The 19,544-nt window shown below is 66.2% G+C and carries 7 protein-coding genes and 4 pseudogenes; 1 reads left to right on the top strand and 10 read right to left on the bottom strand.

Translation table 11 applies throughout. The features are described from left to right. From AB0J55_RS00455 to AB0J55_RS00425, 7 genes and pseudogenes are all read right to left on the bottom strand, one after another. Positions 1-527 (bottom strand): annotated as a pseudogene (locus AB0J55_RS00455) (hypothetical protein); the annotation flags it as partial. A 474-nt stretch (positions 528-1,001) separates the two neighbouring features. Next, a pseudogene (locus AB0J55_RS00450) lies at positions 1,002-1,219 on the bottom strand (leucine zipper domain-containing protein); the annotation flags it as partial. A gap of 196 nt (positions 1,220-1,415) precedes the next feature. Further along, the gene (locus AB0J55_RS00445) at positions 1,416-8,348 is read right to left on the bottom strand and encodes an FG-GAP-like repeat-containing protein (RefSeq protein WP_364243348.1); all 6,933 of its coding nucleotides are present in this window, start codon (positions 8,346-8,348) and stop codon (positions 1,416-1,418) included. A gap of 36 nt (positions 8,349-8,384) precedes the next feature. Then, positions 8,385-9,083 (bottom strand): annotated as a pseudogene (locus tag AB0J55_RS00440) (SpvB/TcaC N-terminal domain-containing protein); the annotation flags it as partial. Between the two features lie 1,167 nt (positions 9,084-10,250). Then, on the bottom strand, positions 10,251-12,398 hold the full coding sequence (locus AB0J55_RS00435) for an HNH endonuclease (protein WP_364240625.1): 2,148 nt from the start codon (positions 12,396-12,398) through the stop codon (positions 10,251-10,253). Next, entirely contained in the window at positions 12,395-15,952 is a 3,558-nt protein-coding gene (locus AB0J55_RS00430; protein ID WP_364240623.1) for a hypothetical protein, read from the bottom strand. Before AB0J55_RS00430 ends, AB0J55_RS00435 begins: the two co-directional genes overlap by 4 nt. A gap of 582 nt (positions 15,953-16,534) precedes the next feature. Further along, a complete protein-coding gene (locus tag AB0J55_RS00425; RefSeq protein ID WP_364240620.1) occupies positions 16,535-17,539 on the bottom strand; it encodes a TniQ family protein in 1,005 nt (334 codons plus the stop codon). Positions 17,540-17,589: 50 nt separating this feature from the next. Here AB0J55_RS00425 and AB0J55_RS00420 point away from each other — a divergent pair, with 50 nt between their 5' ends. After that, on the top strand, positions 17,590-17,763 hold the full coding sequence (locus tag AB0J55_RS00420; RefSeq protein ID WP_364240618.1) for a hypothetical protein: 174 nt from the start codon (positions 17,590-17,592) through the stop codon (positions 17,761-17,763). A gap of 132 nt (positions 17,764-17,895) precedes the next feature. Here AB0J55_RS00420 and AB0J55_RS00415 read toward each other — a convergent pair. From AB0J55_RS00415 to AB0J55_RS00405, 3 genes and pseudogenes are all read right to left on the bottom strand, one after another. Beyond that, positions 17,896-18,018: pseudogene (locus tag AB0J55_RS00415) on the bottom strand (hypothetical protein); the annotation flags it as partial. Beyond that, positions 17,964-18,575: an ATP-binding protein gene (locus AB0J55_RS00410; RefSeq protein WP_364240616.1), complete on the bottom strand. Its 612-nt coding sequence runs from the start codon at positions 18,573-18,575 to the stop codon at positions 17,964-17,966. The gene AB0J55_RS00410 and the pseudogene AB0J55_RS00415, both read right to left, overlap by 55 nt. Continuing rightward, entirely contained in the window at positions 18,575-19,543 is a 969-nt protein-coding gene (locus tag AB0J55_RS00405; RefSeq protein WP_364240615.1) for a Mu transposase C-terminal domain-containing protein, read from the bottom strand. The genes AB0J55_RS00410 and AB0J55_RS00405 overlap by 1 nt, the downstream gene beginning before the upstream one ends. Position 19,544 lies beyond the last annotated feature (1 nt).

Below are 19,544 nucleotides of genomic sequence, written 5' to 3'. Positions count from 1 at the left end.
CGAAGTTCGTCGGCGTGCAGTGCGGGACCGGTGACGCAGGTGATGGTGGCTCTGTTGAGGCAGAGTTGGCCGCCGATGTGGGCACCGAGCAGTCGGATCGCGCTGTATTTTCCGGTGCCGGTGATGGTGGCCTCCCACATGAACAGGTTGCCGTCTGTGTGGAGGCGGTCGGCTTCCAGGTAGGTGAGCAGGCAGCGGCCCAGGTGCAGGTCACGAAGGTGCGCGTTTCGGCAAACGATGCCGTCCGGCAGCGCACATTGCTCCAAGCGCAGGCCCGCGACGGTGGTGACGTAGTTGAGGTCGAGCTTTCCGACGACCCGCAAACCGACTACTTGGATTCCGTGGGGGTCGAGGTCACCGTGCAGGCCGCGGAGCAGTTCGCGGATCAGATCGGCCCGTACCCGCAGTCCGGGGTCGGCGGTGACCGCCAGTTCCTCCACCGTCATCTCGGTGGCGGGTTGGGCGACTTCCCCGCGGCGGGCGGCGTTGACCACTTGTTGCTCGAACTCGGTCAGGTCGGTCAGCACGGGTGAAGGCTGCGTCTCGTCCACATCACCACAGTCGATCGCGCACTGCGGAATGTGACATCTGATCGCCGACCGCCGCCCGTTAGCGCCGGTAGACTGGCGGAGAGGCGGTATTCGAAGGTGCGGCATTCGTTTGCCGAGGTCTGAAACCGTGTGGGGTGTGGCGGCAGTGGTTAGTGCGGTGGCGAGGGCGGCGGGCGTCGTAGCGGCCGAGCCAGCCCCAGAGTGCGTGCCGTCCGTGTGCGACGCGATTGCCCAGTGCCTGACTGCGGCGGCGGAGGTCGTGTTATTGGCTGATCGGCGCTTCGCGGGCGTTGTTGTCGTGGTCGGCGGCGTGCTCGGTCGCAGCGAGTTGCTGAAAGGATTACGGCCAGCAGGAGGGAGTGGTGGACCAGCAGATGCAGCCAATCACGCCACGAGACTTCTCGCAGCTCGTACTGGGCGGCTCATGCTCGGCTGTCCTGGGGCGCGGCAGCTGGAGCGGTCGGTTATGCCCGTTTCTCCGTGGTCGCGGTAGCGGCCGGCCCATCGTGCGGTGGTGGAGGCCGACACCTGGAACCGTTCCGCGGCTCGTCCTAACGGCCAGCCCTCGTCGATGACGCAGCGACCAGGCGCAGTCTGCCGGTCGGGGTCAGGAGTGCGCTAGCGTGGGGCCACGACGGCCCTCCTGGAGCCGGGGCAGGTGTCGCAATCTACACCGAACCTGGAGGCCTTCCACATGTCAAGATCATCTGGTCACGAGTCACACCGATCGCAACCTCCCGGGACAGAACAGCTAGTCGCGGTCTTTGTCTCCATAGTCGGCATTCACCCTACTCGCCGGTCGCCGGATCCGGTCCGCGACAGAAGATCCGCAGTGCCGCAAGTGTGCCACCGATTGCTGCATGCCTATCCACCCTGAAGGTAGCGCTGCAAGGATCGCCACCAGGTATTCAATGCTCGGTGTATATTGGCAGGAAGCACGGTCTTGTTCGCCGCATTTACCGGGTCGCCACCGAACTTGACCGGCTGATTCTCGTGGATTTGCATACCGTTCTCCGAAAAAGATGGATTTTTTCCATGCAACGCTTTGTTCGCGGCGTCGGCCGCGTCGCGCGCTGCGTCGTACTCCGCCCCTTTGGGAAGAAGCCGGAACGGCCCGTCGGGTTTCGGCACTCCAGCAGGGTAGCCACTCCAGTCCCAGATGCTGAAACTGCCCTCCGGAACGCCATTAACGTCGTTCGGTCCACTGCCATTCATCGCCGCTACCGCTACCACGCCGCCGACAGTCACGACTTTGTCCAACACAAGGGCACCCTCCGCGGCACCGGCGAGCACGAGTTCGCCCTCAGCGGTGGCGGCGATTGAAACTGATGCGCCGCCAGCGCCGGCTCCCCCCGCAGCACCGGCCGCGCCAGCAACCATTCCGCCAAGTCCGATCATGCCCGCTCCACCGATAACCAACACGCCCGCTTTCGCCGTGGCGTACAACTCCCTCTCCTCCTGGGAAGTGAGTTCGCGACTCCATTCGCCGGACCTCGGACCGACGCCGTGACAGCTTGGACACGGGCCCACATACTGAAATTCCTTGCCTGACCCTGGGCCGTTTGGATAGCGCACAACGTGGCGACCACGCTGCATTAGGACTTCCTGGGTACCGGTGCGGAACTCGTGCTCACGCTCGCCCCGACGGCGGACACCCCACTGCTCCCAGACGAAGGTTGTAATCTGCCGATACGATTCCCTCGAGCCATGCACGCAAGTCTCGAACTGACCGCATGTCTTTGGCGCGTGGCCGTCAGGGTCGACGAAGTCGTAGGGGCTGTCGAATGCGTAGGCATACCGGTTCAGCGCCTGTGGCTTGGTGCCGTCCGGGATAACGCTGTCCGCGGATATGAAGCGTCCGAGCGCGGCGTCATACAGACGGGAACCCATGTCAATTAGCCCGGTCTCAGGGTCGCTGCGGTGCCCGGCGTACCCAATTGATTGCGCTCCGACGGTTCCATTGTTGGCGCCATACGGTGCGAAGCCGAAGCGGGCAACCTCAGCACCCTGCCCATCTGTCAGCACCTGAGGCGATCCTAGGTGGTCGTGGTGATACCACGTGAGGCCACCGACGTCGCGTTTGGCGATAAGGCGGTCGCCAGCAAAGTAGCTCAGGACGTGGCTACCCCCTGGCTTGATCTCCACGTACGGGCCAGCGTAGACCGTTTGAGCGCCGCTAGCCTCGGTTTTGCTTGTACGCGATCCCGTAGCATCGTATGTGAATCTGGTGGTTCCTGCGGCGGTGGTCACCGCGTTGGGTTGGTCTTCGTCGGTCCAACTGATGGCCCGTCCACCACCGGAGGTCAGGTTGCCGTTATCGTCGTATGCGTACGGCGATCCGGCCACTGTGCTGCTCGCGTGGGCATGTTTAGGATCTTTGTAGGCGAGGGTGCCCAGCTGTGAGTTGAAGGTCATGTTGCCGAGCGGATCATAGTGGAATGTTTGTTTCCAAGATCCGCTCACGCTGGTGAGCCGGTCCAGCTCATCGTGTCCCATGGTGAGCGCCGCCGGTGCGGGACCTGCCGAGGTAAGCGTGCTGATTCGTCCGGCCGCGTCGTGTCCGAGGGTTTCGTCGACCAATACGCCCCCGCCGGGCCCGATCACTTGGTAGGAGTCGGGCCATCGACGTTGTTGGTCATAGGCGATGATCGCCGTCGTTCCGTTGCCGTAGGTGATGTCTAGCGGCTGGTCGTCTGCTGCATATCCGTTGAACTCGACGTAGAGTTGCCCGCCCGGTCCATCCTGCGCCACCTTGGCGAGCCGTCCAGTGGTGTCATAGCCGTATCGCACTCGCTCCGAAGCAGCGGTGAGAGTGCCCGATGCATCGGGATATGTCACTAGTTCTGGCCGCCCAGCAACGTCGTACGCCGTGGCCCAACTCACGCACGTTGGACCGAGACAGCGGTCGGTGCGTGAGACGTTCCCTCGTACGTCGTAGGTAAAGGTAGCCGAGCCAATGCCGCCGGGGTCCTCGACCCGGGTGATATGGCCTGCGCTGGCTCCGAGCGGTTTCCCGCTAATGGGATCGGTGTCGTAGAACCATCGGGCGGAGCGGCCGGTCGTCGCGTACGTCTTGTTCTCCAGTCGGCCTGCTTGATCGTAGCCGTACTCGATTAGCTGCCCTTTGGCGTCGGTCTGGGTACGCAACGACCCGTCGTCGTAGTAGGCGAAACTGTGGCAACCGCGGTCAGGGTCACAGCTCTGCCTCTGGGTGCCGAGGCTGGTCCAGCGGGTGGTAGTTGCATTGCCAGCATCGTCCACAATGTCTGTGGCTCGGTCGAGGGCGTCGTAACGATAGCTGGTCCGGAAAGCGGTCAAGGTTGTGCCAACTGTGACACGCTCCTCGACCGTGCTGAGGAAGCCACGCACGTCGAGATGGTCCAGCCGCGCATGGCCGAGTTCGTCGACAGTGAGGCGTGTGCCCGGGCCGTACCTGGTCTCTCGCGTAGCGCCGTCCGGATGGGTCATCCGGATCATTCGTCCGGCTGCGTCGTACCCAAACTGCCGGGCGGATGGAACTCCGGTGGCGGACGGGACAAACCAGTCTGTCTCGGATGCAACCATTTCGGTGGTGCCGCGGAAGGCAATATTTTTGCGGGATCCGCCAACCCGGTCGATCTGCCACGTCCGGTCTTGACCGTCGAAATATCGAACGAGCCACAGTGTGTTCTGCTGGGTGAGTAGGTCCTGGTTCGGGGTGAGGCACTTCTGTTCGAGTACCCGTTGCTTACTTGGATCGCCGAAATCGACGTATCCGTATGCTACGCAGCCGCCGCCTGGGTAGTCCACACGCAAAGGTCGGCCGTGGCGATCAAAGTGATGTGTGGTGACGTTCTGATTGGCGTCCGTCGTCGTGTGCACCTTGCCGAGCAGGAGGTCCCAAGTTTGACTTGTGCAGATCAATAGATTGCAGGTCTTCTCGGGAAAGTAGTTATAGGTCTTGTCGTAGTGCGTGGTCGTCGTTCGTTGCATCTGGTCGACTTCGATCGTGCGGTTACCGTCACTGTCGTAGTCGTACCCGACTGGGACCCAGGCGTTTTTCACATCGTCCCATCGCTGCGACAGGGTCAATTCACCCTTCGTCGGCGCTGCACCAATCGCTTGGTGGTCGTAGCCGAACCGCTCCCACTGGACGAGCGCGCCGGTGTAGTCAGAGATTTTCGCGTCACTCGGCAGCCCCACTGTATATGCGCTGTAGTTCGGTAGGTAGAGGTGGCTATCAATTCGGTTGTCGGCTGGCAAATCGTCCGCCCCGTCGCCGTCCGAGTCGCGGAACTCGCCGAAGTCTTCTTTGCGAACCTCATTGCCGAATTCGTCGTAGAAGTAACGTGACGAGGCAGTGCGGGCGATGCTCGTGTACTCAAATTCGTCGACGTCCTGCCGACTGAGCAGGCAAGAGTACGGCGGCCCCGCTACCTGCTGGTACTCGTAACGTGTTCGGTGTACAACGGCGGCATCGGCTCGCACGGTCGTCGCCAGTGGCATGTCTACGCAGCCCTGTGATTGGGCGTAGTCCACGGTGAGGGAAGTGCCGGTTCCGTCGCGTGCGACGACCTGCCCGAACCCGAGTGACAATGCGGAAGCATAGTCCCACCGGCCGCCGGCGTAGTAGTACTCCGTTCGCGCGGAGACGTTTTGCGGCTGCACCCTGGTCGAGACCTCGCGCACGACGGTCCGCCGGCTGCCTAACGGTAGTTGGTGGCGCTCGCCGGGATTGCCGGCTGTGGCGTTGCCATAGGTGACGTACTCGGTCGTTCCAAGGCCGTTGCCAGTTTGTTCAATCCGTGGGATGCGTCGGATCGAGCGCAGGAAGTTCACTACCGGCGACGAACCGGAGAGGGAGATGAGGATCAAGCCGTCTCTGCTCTCGGTGCTCCAGTCAGATGCGACCCAGCCGCTGGTGTCTGGCCGGTCGACTAGTAAGTCAGTCTGCCGATCGGCACGCCAGCCGCGGCCGCGGCGAACCAGCGTGTGCACAGAAACCCGATAGTCCTGGGTTGCCATGGGCTTGTACGCGTCGACTTGTGCCAGATCGGTTAGATTGTCGCCGTCGACGTCCAGGACGATCCAGCGTGCTGTATTCGCCTCTAGCCTAGCGACCTCCGCGTCGCCGGTGAAGTCATATTGCGGCCAGTCAACGTGTCGTTCCCAAGTCTTGCCGTCTCCTGCTGATAGCAGGTTGACCACCTGGACAGGACCGGAGAGGAACTTGCGGTTCAGGACGTCGGGCACGCGCACCCGCAGTAGGTCCGCCTTGCCATCCCCATTGAGTTCCCCCACCTGCCAGCCTGTGGTGTCTGATCCGATGCCGTCGCCGGACAGTGGGGAGGACTCCTCCGTCCAGTCGGCCCTTCCCTCAGCGCGTAGCGTGCGCAGAACTGCGGTCGCGCCGGGGCCGGGATGGTGGAGCCCAACGAGGTCGCTGTCACCATCACCGTCGACGTCGGCTGGCAGCCAGGTCGACGCGCCATCCGGCAATCCCGCGAAGTGCGGCGTCGCCGCGCGGGTCCAGCTGCCGTCACCGGCGGAGAACAGTGTGACTGCAGTGAATTGGCCCTGATCCATCCATGTATCGACCAGGTCTGTCCGGCCATCGCCGTCTACGTCGATCGGCTGCCAGTTGGCCATGTCCAGCAAAGGCCAGCTCTCGTAGGTTCGGTCCACGGGGGTCCAGGTGCCATCTCCGTTGGAAAACAGCGTGGTGACCCTGGTGCCGGTGGAAGGCAGTACGCCGCCCGCTGGCGTCACCAGGACGAGATCCGCGCGTCCGTCCGGTAGCCCCCCGCTGGGGCTGCCTACGTCCGCCACCCGCCAGGCACGCGTGTCCTGCTCCTGGAACGTGGGCAATACTTCGGCAGCTACGTTGACTCGGCCAAGATTGTTCGTATCCAGCGAGGTGTAGACAGTCAACCCAGGATTGGTGTAAACGATATTTATCAAGTCGGGCAGTAGGTCGCCGTCGATGTCGGCTGGGAGCCAGCGCGAGGTGTCCGCCATGGAATTCGGCGACACGACGGTGTGCAGGCCGGTCACGAACCCAGTCTTGTTGCCAGTCAGCCCGGCGTATGCGATGTCGTCACGTCCGTCGCCGTTTACATCCGCCGCCGATACGTCGAACGCCAGTTGGTTCTCGCGGCGGCAGACGAGTTGACCATTGATATCCGTCGAGCAGCGGATGTGGTTTTCCACCCGCCAGTTCGTCGGCGCCGCAGGTTGCGGCGCGAAGTCGCCTCGGCGGTTCGATATCAGCCGGATGAGGGTCACGGTACTTGGCCAGTTGGCGAACGCGAGTCCGCCGGGCGGCGGCGTGGTGACTAGCAGGTCTGTAGCACCGTCTCCGTCGAAGTCGCCCGTCTGCCAACCCGGGAATGCATCGCTGAGCGCAGGTTTACCGTTCAGATCGAGGAACGGTTCCCGGCCCGCAGCGAGTAGAAGCGGGCCCATCTGCGTATCAAATGGCACTGGACGGTCGTATCCGCCGTTTCCTTGGGCGAACAATGTTTGCACCATTACTGTCCGGCCTCCACTCGCGTCCGTGTAGACGTTGAGGAAGGCTAAGTCATCGCGTCCGTCACCGTTGAAATCGCCGACGTGGGCACGGTCTTCGGCTGCCCGCGCGCCAGGCAGCGTCCACGGCACCGGCAGGTCGGCTTCATGCGCGATCTCGAACGCCCCCTCGCCGTATGAGAGTAGGGTCCGGACAGCCAGGTGCGGGATCCCGACGGCCGCGTCGGGTGCACGTGCCTCGACCCGCAGAACGTCGGCTTTGCCGTCGCCGTTTACGTCGGCGACCCGCCAGAGCGGCGCCACCAGTTGGTGTCCATTTGCCGGGTCGATGTCGCCACCCCAGGCAAGCGACAGCGAGGTGGTGTGGATCGACACCTGCCCCGGGATCGTCGTCATGACCACTGCGATCTGACTGAGTTCACCATGCGGTATGGCAGCGACGAGGTCGGCACGACTGTCGCCATTGACGTCGCCGATCATGTATTGGTTGTTCTCGTTCCAGGGGATACGTAGGTCGATGCCTGGCAGTACCTCGAAGCGGCCCCCGCCGCTCGCGACGGCTGTCTCTAGCCAGACGGTGCCAGCCGAACCATAGCTGACTCGGAAGAGGTCGGTGCGACCGTCAGCGTTCACGTCGGCTGGCAACAGCCGCCAAGGTAGCGGGAAATGCGTTGGGTCTGCGGCGAACGGCCACGAGGTTTCGGTGATGACCGGCTCGGCGTACCCGCCGTCCCGTTTCGGGCGCAACACCCGCAGGTCGGTCCGGTTCCCGTCGGGAGTGTTGCGCCAGTGTGCCGAAACCCAGTCCGCGCGTCGGTCGCCGTCGACATCGGCGGTCAACCAACCGGACTTTCCCGTTTCAAGACTCAGCTCCGCATCCCATCCAGATGGTCCACCGTGGTCAACGGGCGTGCCAACGGTGAAACCGATGCTGTTGTTCGGACCCTCGTCTTTCGTCCACGGCGACGGCACTTGAGTCGCGGGCTGCGGCTCGAAGGTGTGCGCAGGCAGGGCTGTTCCGGTGACCGTGCCATCTGTGGCGACGCTCGCGTCGGTACCGAACTCCTGTACCGACGCGAGCAATGTGTCCGTCATCCCCGACTCGCTGTGGTAGCGCAACGCATAAGCTCGTAACACACCGCCAACGCTGTCCACGGCTACGGCCGTCAGCCTCTGACCGACAAGGATGAGGCCGCCGCCAGTAGCGTAGTTGTAGCCGTCGCCACGGGTCGCGTACCGAAAGCTCACCCTGTAGATGCCTTTCGGACCGTAGGTGATCTGGGCCGGCACACACTCGTACGGTGGGGTACAGGACCACTGGTACGTCACCTCATGCCCATGGGTGTCTACTACCTGACTCAACACCCACCGGTACGGTTTCCCGCCGACGCCACCTGGCGCCGGCGAGTACGTCGACCGAGCTCCCTCTTTCGTCCAAATCCGCCAGACGTCACCGTCACGGCTGACCTTGGTGAAGTTCTCTACCCGAGGCATGTGGGTGCCGCCTGCTCGACAGCTCGCTGCCGTCACACCTAGTCGCGGACACGGCAACAAATCCATACCGTCAAGCAGATAATGATCGGTTCCGTCGTACCTCGGTGCACCCGTCCGCGGGGATGTCCGAACGATCGTGGAGACTCCCTTCAGCGACCAACCGGGTCCAGCAAGGCCGTCGCCGCCGGCCGAGCTGTATGCCAACCCCACGAGCGGCTCCACACCGTAGTAGGTCGGCACGTCGAAGTCGACGGCCGTGGTGTAAGCACCGACCGGGTCGACTCGGCCGGGCACAAGCCGCGAACTGGGAGCGCCCACCAGTTCTGGGTTCGGTCGCGGGTCGTTGTCCAGGTCGGGCTCGTACCCCCTGGCCGCGTGACTCGACACATCTGTTGGCACGGCACGCGGGGTATAGGGCAGTAGGCTGGCCACAAGCACGAACACTGCGGCGCCTGCGCAGATTCGGCGCCCCAGGCGCCCCCGCCGGAGACCTAGGCGTCGGATATCTGAGGCGAGCGGTTGAACGACCATGAAGACCTCCTCGCCCAGACTTTCACAGCGGATGTGTCGGCTTTCGAGATCGACAGGTTCGTGGCCGTCGCGTTCGCTATTGATCGTCTGGGCACGGTCCAGAGTTCCCTGCTGACGAGTTGAGGCCGCGTACTTGCTGTCGCATCTCGGGAAGACCTCGTTACACCGCGAGGACTGATTACTGCCAGCGATTTGTGTATCAACGATGTGACTGCACGTGTCGGCCGAACAACTTCGGCCCGAATGTGAATCTTCCTCTAATCGCCGTTGCTTTGTTAGATTGTTCAATATTAGTACATTGAGACCAATGCCGTTCGCACATTCAGCGGCGCAGGTGAGCGTACTACTGGCGTACGCTTAATTCGCATGCAACGATCAGCTCAGAGAGGAGTCCAAAGCCTGGCGTACGACACACGGGCGGCAAGACAAGATCCGGCGATCAGCACCCTGGCGTGCCCAATTTCCTCCAGGCCGCAAGGGGTTCGATCTGACTGAAAAGTTTTTTTGACCACCTACGGCGGCTATCTACCGCGCTGCGGAATGTGTCGGGCGGCCTGTCAAGCGGATCAACAAGAAGGTCGGACGCTGGAGAAGCCTTAGCACTGTGCCCACACCTTCTTCGGTGTTCAGAGCTGAGGCTGCAGCAGCACAGCCTCGAGTCCGCTCCGTGCTGTTACCGCTGCGGTCTCGGCGAAGCGTCCTGTGCTGTGAGGAATTCCGTCCAGTTCATCTGGGTGTAGGTGGACCACGCGTTGGCTGTGGTTGGGCTGATGCCGAACTGACGGGCGCAGGTGGTGGAGCAGACGGTGAGCGTTCGCGGGGAGGTTATAGACGGCCCGTGAGGACTAACGTTCGGGAAAGTCCCGCTACGGATGCTCTTGGTCGTGCACCCAGCTTCGATGATCGGAAACTCTGAGCTGCCCGCACGGGGTAAGCGGTGCTGGACCCAGGGGCGTCAACCGGTCACGACGGGGTGATGGGTGAGGTGGGTTCCCGGTGGGCGAAGCTGCCGCCGACCGAACGAGACCGTCATCTGGCGCAGCGTGCCGCGGATCGCGCCCGCGATCGTGGCCCTGCCGTTGCGGCGCCGTTACGCCCGGAGACGGAAAGGCGTCGTCCAGATCGGCCTGGTCGTCCCGTTCGCAAGGCCGGCCGCGGGCGGAACCGTCAGTCGTCAGGCGTGAAGCGGAACGGTTTCTCGCCGGCTCGCGCCTTCGACGCTCCGCCCAGGTGAGGTACGTTGTCGTTGAGCGCCGTTGGGACGAGCGACATCGTTTCCACATCCGGTTCGTGGTGCCAGGTGTGCCGCTCGGCCAGCTTTCGCCCGAAGTTGTCCTCGACGCCGTCCCGCTCCCATCGTTCGACGTGCTCGAGGTTCTTCCAGCGGCCGGGGTACCGCCACAGCAGCCTGATGCGCGCCGCTGGGAAATCCTTGCCGGCGGCGCCGGTCATCCGGGGCAGGCCGACCTGGGCAACCGCCCATTGCTTGAACACCGGCTCCCCGTTGCGGAACGGCACGGGTTCATGGCTGGTGACGCGGATGACCTCCAGATTGAACGAGACCCATCCCGAGTCGCCCGGGGTGCCGTCCCAGCCACCGTCCGACCGCGGGATCTTGGTTCTGCCGGTCCCCTTTACCGGCGGCCCGGTCACGGAGACCCCGGCTTCGTCCCGCACTGCGCGCTCGCGTCGAACACCCCGTTGCCGCGTCACCTGCTCGGCGAACTCGATCGCGGCCTCGGAGGTCCCGCGTCCGGCCGCACTGCCCGCCCGCGGGCGGCCACCACTGCCACTGGCGCCGACCGGCCCACCCCCATCCGCAGGCGGTGACACACCATCGCCGCCACCCACAGGCGGCGGCACACCGTTGCCCGTTCCGACCTGCGTCCCCCTGATCGCCGGTGGCGGAGCAGCGGCGTCGGTCGCCCTGGCCAGCGCCCTGCGGCCTGCCGCATAGTTCTTGCGAGCCTTGCCTGCCGCACCGCTGAGCGCACCGACGACCAGGTCGGCAAGCTCGGGCGCGACGACCCGGGCGGCAACGTCCAGGTCCGCTTCGGCGTTAACGGCTCCGGAATGGGCCAGGTGGCTCGCGGCCAGTTGTCGTAGTGACGCGTCCAGGAAGTCCTCGGCCTGCCCCGGCAGCGGACTCTTGATCAGGTCCGCTAGGAGCGACTTCGCCACCTCGAGGGCGAGGCGGGCTGCGCTGAGCTGCTGCAAGCGCGGCCCGAGAGCCTCCCGCACGTAGTCCGTGTTCAGGAGGATCTCGCGGAGCCGGTTGAGCCGCGGCAGCGTCTCCAGGCTGAAATCGATCCTGTCGAGGCGCTGCCAGTAGCTGGGACTGACGATCGCGAGCAGGAACTGCTGGTCGGCGCTTTCGCGGTCGATGGCGTCCCGTTCCGGCTGGGATGCCATGAGCACGATCCGGTGGCTGCCGTCGCGGACCGCGATCCGACGCGATCGGTCGGAGCCGGCGCCCGCAACGGTGTCGACGATCGCGTACTGCCGCTGCGTCGCGATGAACACGCCCGGCATCGGCAGCCGTTCGCTGCCCTTCGAGTCCGCGAGGCCGGTCACGCCCTGCACGATCCAGGTGTGCACCGGATAGGCGCGGGCTCCCGAGCCGACGATCGTGTCGTGCAGCTGGCCGTACCGGTCGAACGACACCAGCACATCCGATCCGACGTACGCGATCAGGTGTGGGACGTCACGCAGACGGGCACTGTCGGGCAGATCCTCGGCGAGCCGCATGCCGGCTGCGCGCAGGTCACCGACCGTGAACGTCCGGGTGACATCGATCGCCCGCTTCAGCGAGATCGGTCCGTTGCTGAGGCTGGCGTACCGGCGAGCCCAACGCTGCTGCTCCTGCGTGCGCGCAAGTGGCTGCGCTGGCGGCGGCGCCGGTGCGGTTCCCAGCGTGCCCGGGGAGACGGTTCCGCGGCCGGCCGGCGCCTTCGGAGCCTGCTGTCCTCGCGATGCCGGCGCGGGCCGTCCACCCCGGGCCGGCGTCGCAGGAAGGGGTTGTCTAGCCGGCGACCGCGTCGCCGGGACTGCGGTGTTCCCACTCCCGGCCGGTGCACCCGCCCGCGCGGTGGCGGTGCCGACGGGCGGCGGCCCGTACCCCTCCGGTGGCGTCAGTGCCTCGTTCGCCAGCTTTGCCCACGACGTCGCGTAGCTGCTCGCGATCACCGGGTCGGTGCCCCGGTCCTGCTGCACGGTCGCGGCCGCCTTCGCGGGCTGGCTCGTCCCCCTCGCGGCGACGGGCGTCGAGCGATCCTCGGGTGAGGGCGCCGGCGCCGTGCCGTTCGGCGACGTCACTCCGACGCCACTACCGTGGCGGTCCCGCCCTCGACGACGATGCGCTTGTCGACCTCGGGATCGTCGAGGCGGTCGTCCAGCAGCCTGGCCGCGTAGCGAAGATTCTCGATCTCCGCCTGCCGCGCCTGCGCCCGCACCACCCGCACGTCGAGGCCGCGGTGCAGCAGCTTGAAGTCCTCGAGCACGGGGCGGGTGCCAGGCAGCGCGTCGATGTACAGCGAGTCGGTCGGCACCACCACCTCCTCGCCCTGCCGAAGCGGCGTCTCCAGCAGCTTCGCGTAGGCGTCCTTGAGCGCGGGCCGGGCCTTGTCGAACTCCGCCGCGGACAGCCGCTCATGCAGCAGCTGGACGTACTCGGCGAACTCGTCGAGCGTCATGCCATGCGGTTCGTCGGGGTCCATCAATCGCCAGCCCGCGTCGACGTACGGGACGGTCAGGATGCGGGTGAGGGGGTTCTGCTGTTTCAACGGGAAGATCATGTAGTTGCCGTGGAAGCCCAGGAGTTGGTCGATGTCGGCGATCTCACTGAGCAGGTCGTCGGTGGTGTCGATCGACAGGTGCGGCGTCACGGTCATCTCGACCCCGGTGGTCGTCATCAGCGCGCCGGTCGCGGGATCGACGCCGACGAGCTGTCCGTCCGGATGCTGACCGGTCGGCGTGCTCGTCGTGCCGCTGTCCACGAACCGTGGCACCCGGACCTGATGCAGCCGCAGGTACCGCTGGTGCGGCACCTCGAACGACCACACGGCCTGCATGTAGTGCAGGATGTTCTGCTTGATGTGCAGCCGGAGCCGGGCGACCTGTACCTCCCGGTTGCGATGGTCGCTGGACAGCCGCGCGTAGCGCTCCGTGAGCTCGTTGAGCGCGGTCACCTCACGCTGCAGCCGCATCTGCAGCTCCTTGAGCTCGTCGATCGCCCGTTGCTGCGCGTCCCTTGCGGCGTCCTCGCGGATCTTCGCCGCCTCCGTGCTCTGGCCGCCGCCGCCGAAGAACTGGGCCGTGTCCTTGAGGAACCCGTCCTCGTCCTCGCTCTCGATCTCGCCGGCCCGCTGTTCGATGGCGGTCAGCAGGGCTTCGTACCGGGTGCTCGCCTCGCGCTGCATCGTGGTCACGTTGCCCTGCAGCGTGGTCACCAGGGTTCGCTGCGCCTGTACATCGGTGAACAGCGCCTGCACCGCCACGCGGTCACCGGCCACGCGGGCGGCCAGGTATTCCAGGGCTGGCAGCAGTTGCTCGTCCAGCAGCACCCGGCGGATGATCCAGTCGTGCGCGAGCACCCACTCGTCGGTGATCGACCGCGGGTTGGGCACCTCCTGTGCCACGAGCACGACCGGCGTGACGCGGTGCAGTCGCTCGTGCAGCCGGTACCGCCGCTGCAGTTCGTAGAACAGGTACGTCACGTGCAGTTCGTTGTTGTCGTTCTTGATCTCGTGGGTGGTGCTGCTCTCGGTCTCGGTGCTGTCGTCGGTGGTCAGCTCGGTGCTGCGCTCCTGCTTGTACTCGTGGACCGCGCGGACGACGGCCTCGCGGAAGGTGCGCTTGGTGTCCGCGCTGTCGGTCGCGGCGTCCCGGCCGAGCACGGTCGAGGAGTCCCCGTCGGCGATGCCCAGGTTGTATGTGCCGTTCGCGGTCAGCTGGAAGTTGGTCTTGGCCATGGCCTTCGCAACGATCTCCGACTCGGCGCGTGAGGTGCTGGTCGACTCGTCGCGCTCGGCGCTGTCCCAGCGCTGCGCCGTCCGCTCGGCACGTTTGCGCCGCACGACGTCGCGTCTGACAACCTTGCGGGACTCCCCCGGCGCCAGCGGGAGCGACCCGACGAGCCGGCCGACCTGATACGTGACGGGCGTCCAGGTCTGGCGGTACGTCAGCACGATGCCGAAGTTGACGCTGCGCGACCCGGCCCCGGCACCGTACACCGTGAACGGGTACGCCTGGTCGATCATCCGCTTCAGCCGGTCCAGCAGCTCCGCGGGAGGGTCCGGCGGGGCGAACTTCTCGCCGCCCGGGTAAGCGGTCGACGCCTGGTCCACGGGTGTTCGCAGCGTAGGGCGACCGAACGGCTGCATCGCCAGCGCGCGGAACATGTCGCCGCCCGACACCGGCTGTCCGCTCGCGCGGCGCACGAGCATCGCCTCATCCTCGAGGGCCCGGACCGGATCGGCGCCCTTGGTCAGCGTCGGCGATCCGCCAGACTGGCGGATCTCGCGGTACGCCTCTGCGGCGAGGTCCAGGATGTCCTCGTCGACGACGTCCTGCCAGATGTGCTCGAAGACAATCTGCAGCTTGTGGAAGTCGAACAGGGCCGGGACGTCGGCCGGGCCGGGACGTACTGCGAAGCCGTCGACCGCGGCCTGCAGGTCGCTCTGGGTGGCTCTGCCCGTGGCGGGCCCGCCAGGCGGCGTGATCGGGTCCTCGGGTGCCGTGACGCCGTCGAGCAGCCGGAACAGGTGATCCTGGATGCTGCCGTCGGCGGCGCGCGTGCGTGAGCCCGGGCCGTCGTCTTCTGCCGTCGGCGTTTCGCCTGCACCCGCCGGCGGGTTGGTGCTCAGCAGCGCGGTCAGGCTGCCCGGCGCCGCCGGACCGGCACCGTTGCCCGTTCCCTGCTGTGGTGCCGGGTCGAGCAGCGCCGCGGCGGCCGCCTCCCGAGTGGTCATCGACAACGACTGGCGCAGCACCGGCGGCCGGTCATAAAGCATCACCGGAGGTTCGGCGGCCCGTCCGGTGTCCGCCAGGACCGTCGCCATCTCCACCTGGTCCAACCCCTGCGGGACAGCCACAGGCGTGCGGTCGGCCGGCGCGGCGCCGGTCGGCGTGGCATCCGTCCCGGTCCCGGACGAGCGCTGGAGGATCGCGTCGAGCCTGGCCTTCTGACTCGGGTTCAGGTGGAAGCGCGTGGTGATCCGCAACTCCCGGGAAGCGCCCGGCTGGAACCGGTCACGCACACCGTCGGCGATCGCGGCCCGGTTCTTGGGCAGCACCTCCGCCGGGCCGGTGACCCGCCGGGCCGTGTCGCGGACATCCGCAGGCGCCGGTGACAGGTGCGCGATGAGCGCCTTGCGGAACTTCTGGAACGCGGCCGCGGTGTTGCGCTCCTGCGCGATACGGGCTCGCGACGCCCGGCGAAGCGTGGCACCGAGCTGTGTCGTCAGCCGGTCGTTCAGCAGACCAGTCGTCAGTGCGGCCGTCCCGCCCAGGATCTCGGTCGGCACGCGCACGCCACCGGCCAATGCCTCGGCCGTGGACACGGCGATGACGAACTCCTCCACGTCACCCGCGTCGACACGAGCGACCTGCGAGACGAACAGCGGCCGTGTCTGCCGGTTGGCGTCCGGCGCCGAAACCACCACGACGAGATTGCGCTTCGGCGGCGGCGAACCGGTGCCAGTGGGCTCGTCGAAGGTGAGCGTGAATCGCCCGCCGCCCGCGGTGACGACAGATCCGAGCCGCCTGCCGTTCACCTGCTTGCGCCGCGACAGCCGCACCACGGCGTTGCCGACGTCCACGACGCCGACCACGAGCCCGTCGAGACCGGCTCCGGTTTCGCTGAGGATCACTGTTCCACGGACCGATGGCATGGCGGCCTCGCACGATCACGGCGCCGACTGCAGGGCACCCTGGGTGAATTTGACGGATGCGCGTATCACTGAACTGAGGCTCGTCTGGACGCTATACCCACTCGCAGCTCCGCCGGAAGCACCGACTGCGAAAGGTATCCGTCCGGCTGCCGCACGCCACCCTTCCGGCGCTGCCCGGGTTGTCAGGACGAGGTACGCCCGCTCCGGGCTCGCACGCCCGATTTCGTGTCTGGTCGGCGGCTGGCTATCTCGCTCCTGCGACCGCGCAGCGGCGGCCGGGCGTGGTCGACGAGAGCGGGCTGGGAACGGCGCTGACCACCGGCATCTTCAAGCGGGGCGAAGGTTCCGTCAGCTCGTCGATAGCGGACGGCGCCGTCGGGCGGACGTACCAGCGGTCACCTCTCCTGCTGCCCTCCACCGCGTAGGCGGTGGCCTTAGTGAGGTCCGGCGCGTTGTCGCCGTCCCACGTCGTTGTCGAGGGACTGAAGTTTGAGCTGGTCCAGCCCGCTGAGCAGAGCCGGGACAGATCCTCCGTCGCAGCTGACCGACTTCTACATCGAGCTACCTGGCCTTTTTCAGTGACTTCCGGCGGATATGAAGGTTGATGTCGATCGGCCCCGCCAGCTCGAGGCGATCGCGGTCGGGGTGGAAGTTGCGGAGGGTAAGAGCCCATTGGCCGATCGCGCCGGGGCAAGTGGCGAAGCGCCCGGGATCTGGGTGACCGATGCGCCGGCCCAGTTCCGTGACGAACTCGGTAAGGCCGGGGCGTGGATCGTTTGGATCTTGACGGCGATGGCCCGCAGCGATTTTCCAGGCGGGCGTGGCGATCATCGCGGTAAGGGCGGCGATGTCGGGGTATCGGGGTGCCAGTGTCGTGACGCCGGAGTTCATCCCCAAGCTCTTCGCGCGGCTCGCCCACCGATCTCGGACGAAGTCAGACCGTCCATGGTCGGACTGATGCGTGGCCCAGATGGCGTGGGCGACGTTGAAGGCGCGATGAGTTTTGAGCCCGTAGAGCCGGAACGTCCGGCGCAGCAACGTGACGGCGGCACGAAGCTCCGGATCGGCGTCGATCGGAAACGGTCGCTGATCGTGCTGGTCGGCGAGCCAGAGCCAATGTCGACGACAGAAGACCAGATCGTCGCGGAACTCGATGATCGGCATCGGTGCGATGCCGATGCCGGTCGAGCAGCGTGCACAGCCATTCACCGGCGACCACGCCCACGGTCGCCGCTGCCGTTGTTGCCGCAGGCGCGCGACGGGACGATTCCAGCTGCCGGGCAGCATCGTGACGGTCAGCGCAAGCAGAAGTGCGCGTCCGGTACGCCCGCTGAGCTGGGAAAGTCGTGCAAGGGCGAGCCGGTTGAGTTCGAGACGTCGTCGGGAGAAGCGCTGGTTGTCGACCAGTGGGCCGTCGATGGTCCCGATGATCTGGTTGAGCACCTGCCGGGGGTGGAGGTTGTTGACCGCGGCGAGGCGCGCCAGGTAGGAGGCACCCAACTCGCCGTCGGCAGGTCGAACGCTGAACAGGTACGGGCCCGGCACCGGCTCGACATCGGTGATCAAGAGGCTGCTGGTGAGCGTCGGCGTGACCGGGCGGAGCGGTCCTCGGCTGCATGGTCGAGTCGGATCGCGGTGAGGGCAGTCTTCGTGATGGTTTCCGAGCCGCTGAGGATGGCATCGACGGCGGCGTCGCGAATGAGGTGAGACAGGCTGCCGATCATGCCGCCGGTGCGGTCGTGGAGCAGGTCAGCGTGGCGCAGGAGGTCACCGGGCGTCAGGCGATGTAGGCGCAGTGCTTGTTCGAGCGTCGCAACGAGGGCTCGCCAATGGTCGCGTTCGACAGTCGTGGTGTTGCCGAACGGCCGGGTGGCGATCGCGCTGAACCGGCCGGCGATCTGGCGGCCGCGGACGCCGGTGAACAGGCCTTGTGCTTCGACGTCGATGCCGGCGTAGACGAAGGTGGCGTTGATGCGTTCGGCGAGGTACTTCAGCTGGTCGGAAGCCTCGGCGCCGTTGCGGGTGTGGAAGGCGATGTTATGGATCTCATCGACAAGGACCAGGTCAGTACCGGCGCGGTTGAGCAGGTCGCAAACGCTGTGGTGATCTGGGCCTGGTTGCTGTAGCGCCGGATCGGGAGGCCGAGGAAGCGCGCGAACTCTCCGGCCAACATCTTCGGCGTCGCCGCCGGCGGGACCGTGACGTAGACGACCGGCAGAAATGGTCCGGGGACATCGCCGCGGCGTCGGCGGGCGGTGATCTCGTGGTGTTTGCCGAGCTGGGTGATCGCGGTGGTTTTGCCGGTGCCGGGTTCGCCGGACACGATCAGGCCGCGTCGCGCTGAGGTCTGGTCGCGGTTGAGGAGCGTCAGACGTCTTCCGGTGCGGGTGATGTCGCTGACCAGCGTGGTCGCGACGGTAACAAGGCGAGCGTGGTGACGGATTCGTGCCTCGTCGTAAACTTCGCGGTCGGTGTTGTCGAGTTCGCGCCACTGCAGTTCGAGTAGCAACTCCGGTGGCGTCGGAGTGTCGTCGACGAAGCTGCTCCAGCCATGCCGCGTGGTGAGACTGCCGCCGCGGGAAGCGATCGTGGGTTCGGGCACTAGTTCGGCTCCTCGGCGGCCGGATCGAACACGCCGAACGGGATGACCTCGGCGAGCCGCGAGGGCGCGAGGTCCTCCATGGCCGGCGCCTCATCCCGGGGTGACGGCCGCAGGGCGCCGAGTTCCGCTGCGGGTAGCCCGGAGGGGGCCGAGCGGGTGCGGGCGGCGGCGCGCCGCTGGCCTGTGGGTCCGCGGTCGGCGAGGGTGAGCAACGTGTCCAGCGCGGCCGCGACCGCGGCCTGGTGGGTCGGGTCGCCGCCGCGGTCGCTGACGATCTTGCGTGCTGCTCGCCAGGTGAAGTCGGCGAACGGGCGCCCGACGAGGTGGGCGTGCGTCCATTGCGCGGTGATCCAGCCTCCGGTTGCGGTGTCCCGGATCCAGACCGTGGACAGGTCATAGGGATCGTGGTGCACCGGCCAGCGGCCGTCCTGCGTCGTGTTCCCGGAGTGCTGGTGTCGCAACGGGTTTAGGTGCTTGCTGTCGTAGGTGCGGTGGTCCAGGTGGATGCCGTCGGCGCCGATTCGTCGCCAGGCCACCGGCAGCAGCTCGAGATAGTCCTCGCCGACCAAGGGCAGAGGTACATAGCCGGCGGCAGTGACCAGGGCGGCGAACATTTCGTTCGGGGACAGCGGGTGGGCGGGCAGGTGCGGGTCACGGAGGCTGTCGTGCGGGCGGGGCTGCCACCCGGCCAGGACCCATTCGTCGAACAGGTCCTGCAGCTGCGGCAGTGTCCAGACGGTCCGCTCGTCGACGTCGCTGCCGCGGCGGGTGACCGAGGGACCGGTGTAGCCGGCGACGTGCTGGCAGAACAAGGTGTTGATGGAGCCGAACGTCCGCTCGACGACACCCTTGTCGGTCGGGGTTCGCGGGTGCGCGGGCTGCACGGAGATTCCGAGCCGTTCGCAGGCCCTCAGGAACGTCTCGGATAGGAACGTCCGGCCGCGGTCGATGACGACCGTCTCGGGCACG

The organism is Amycolatopsis sp. NPDC049688 (assembly GCF_040674975.1).
Classification (GTDB): domain Bacteria; phylum Actinomycetota; class Actinomycetes; order Mycobacteriales; family Pseudonocardiaceae; genus Amycolatopsis.
The sequence above is the reverse complement of the archived record's forward strand: the minus strand, read 5'-3'. Positions and strand labels throughout refer to the sequence as shown.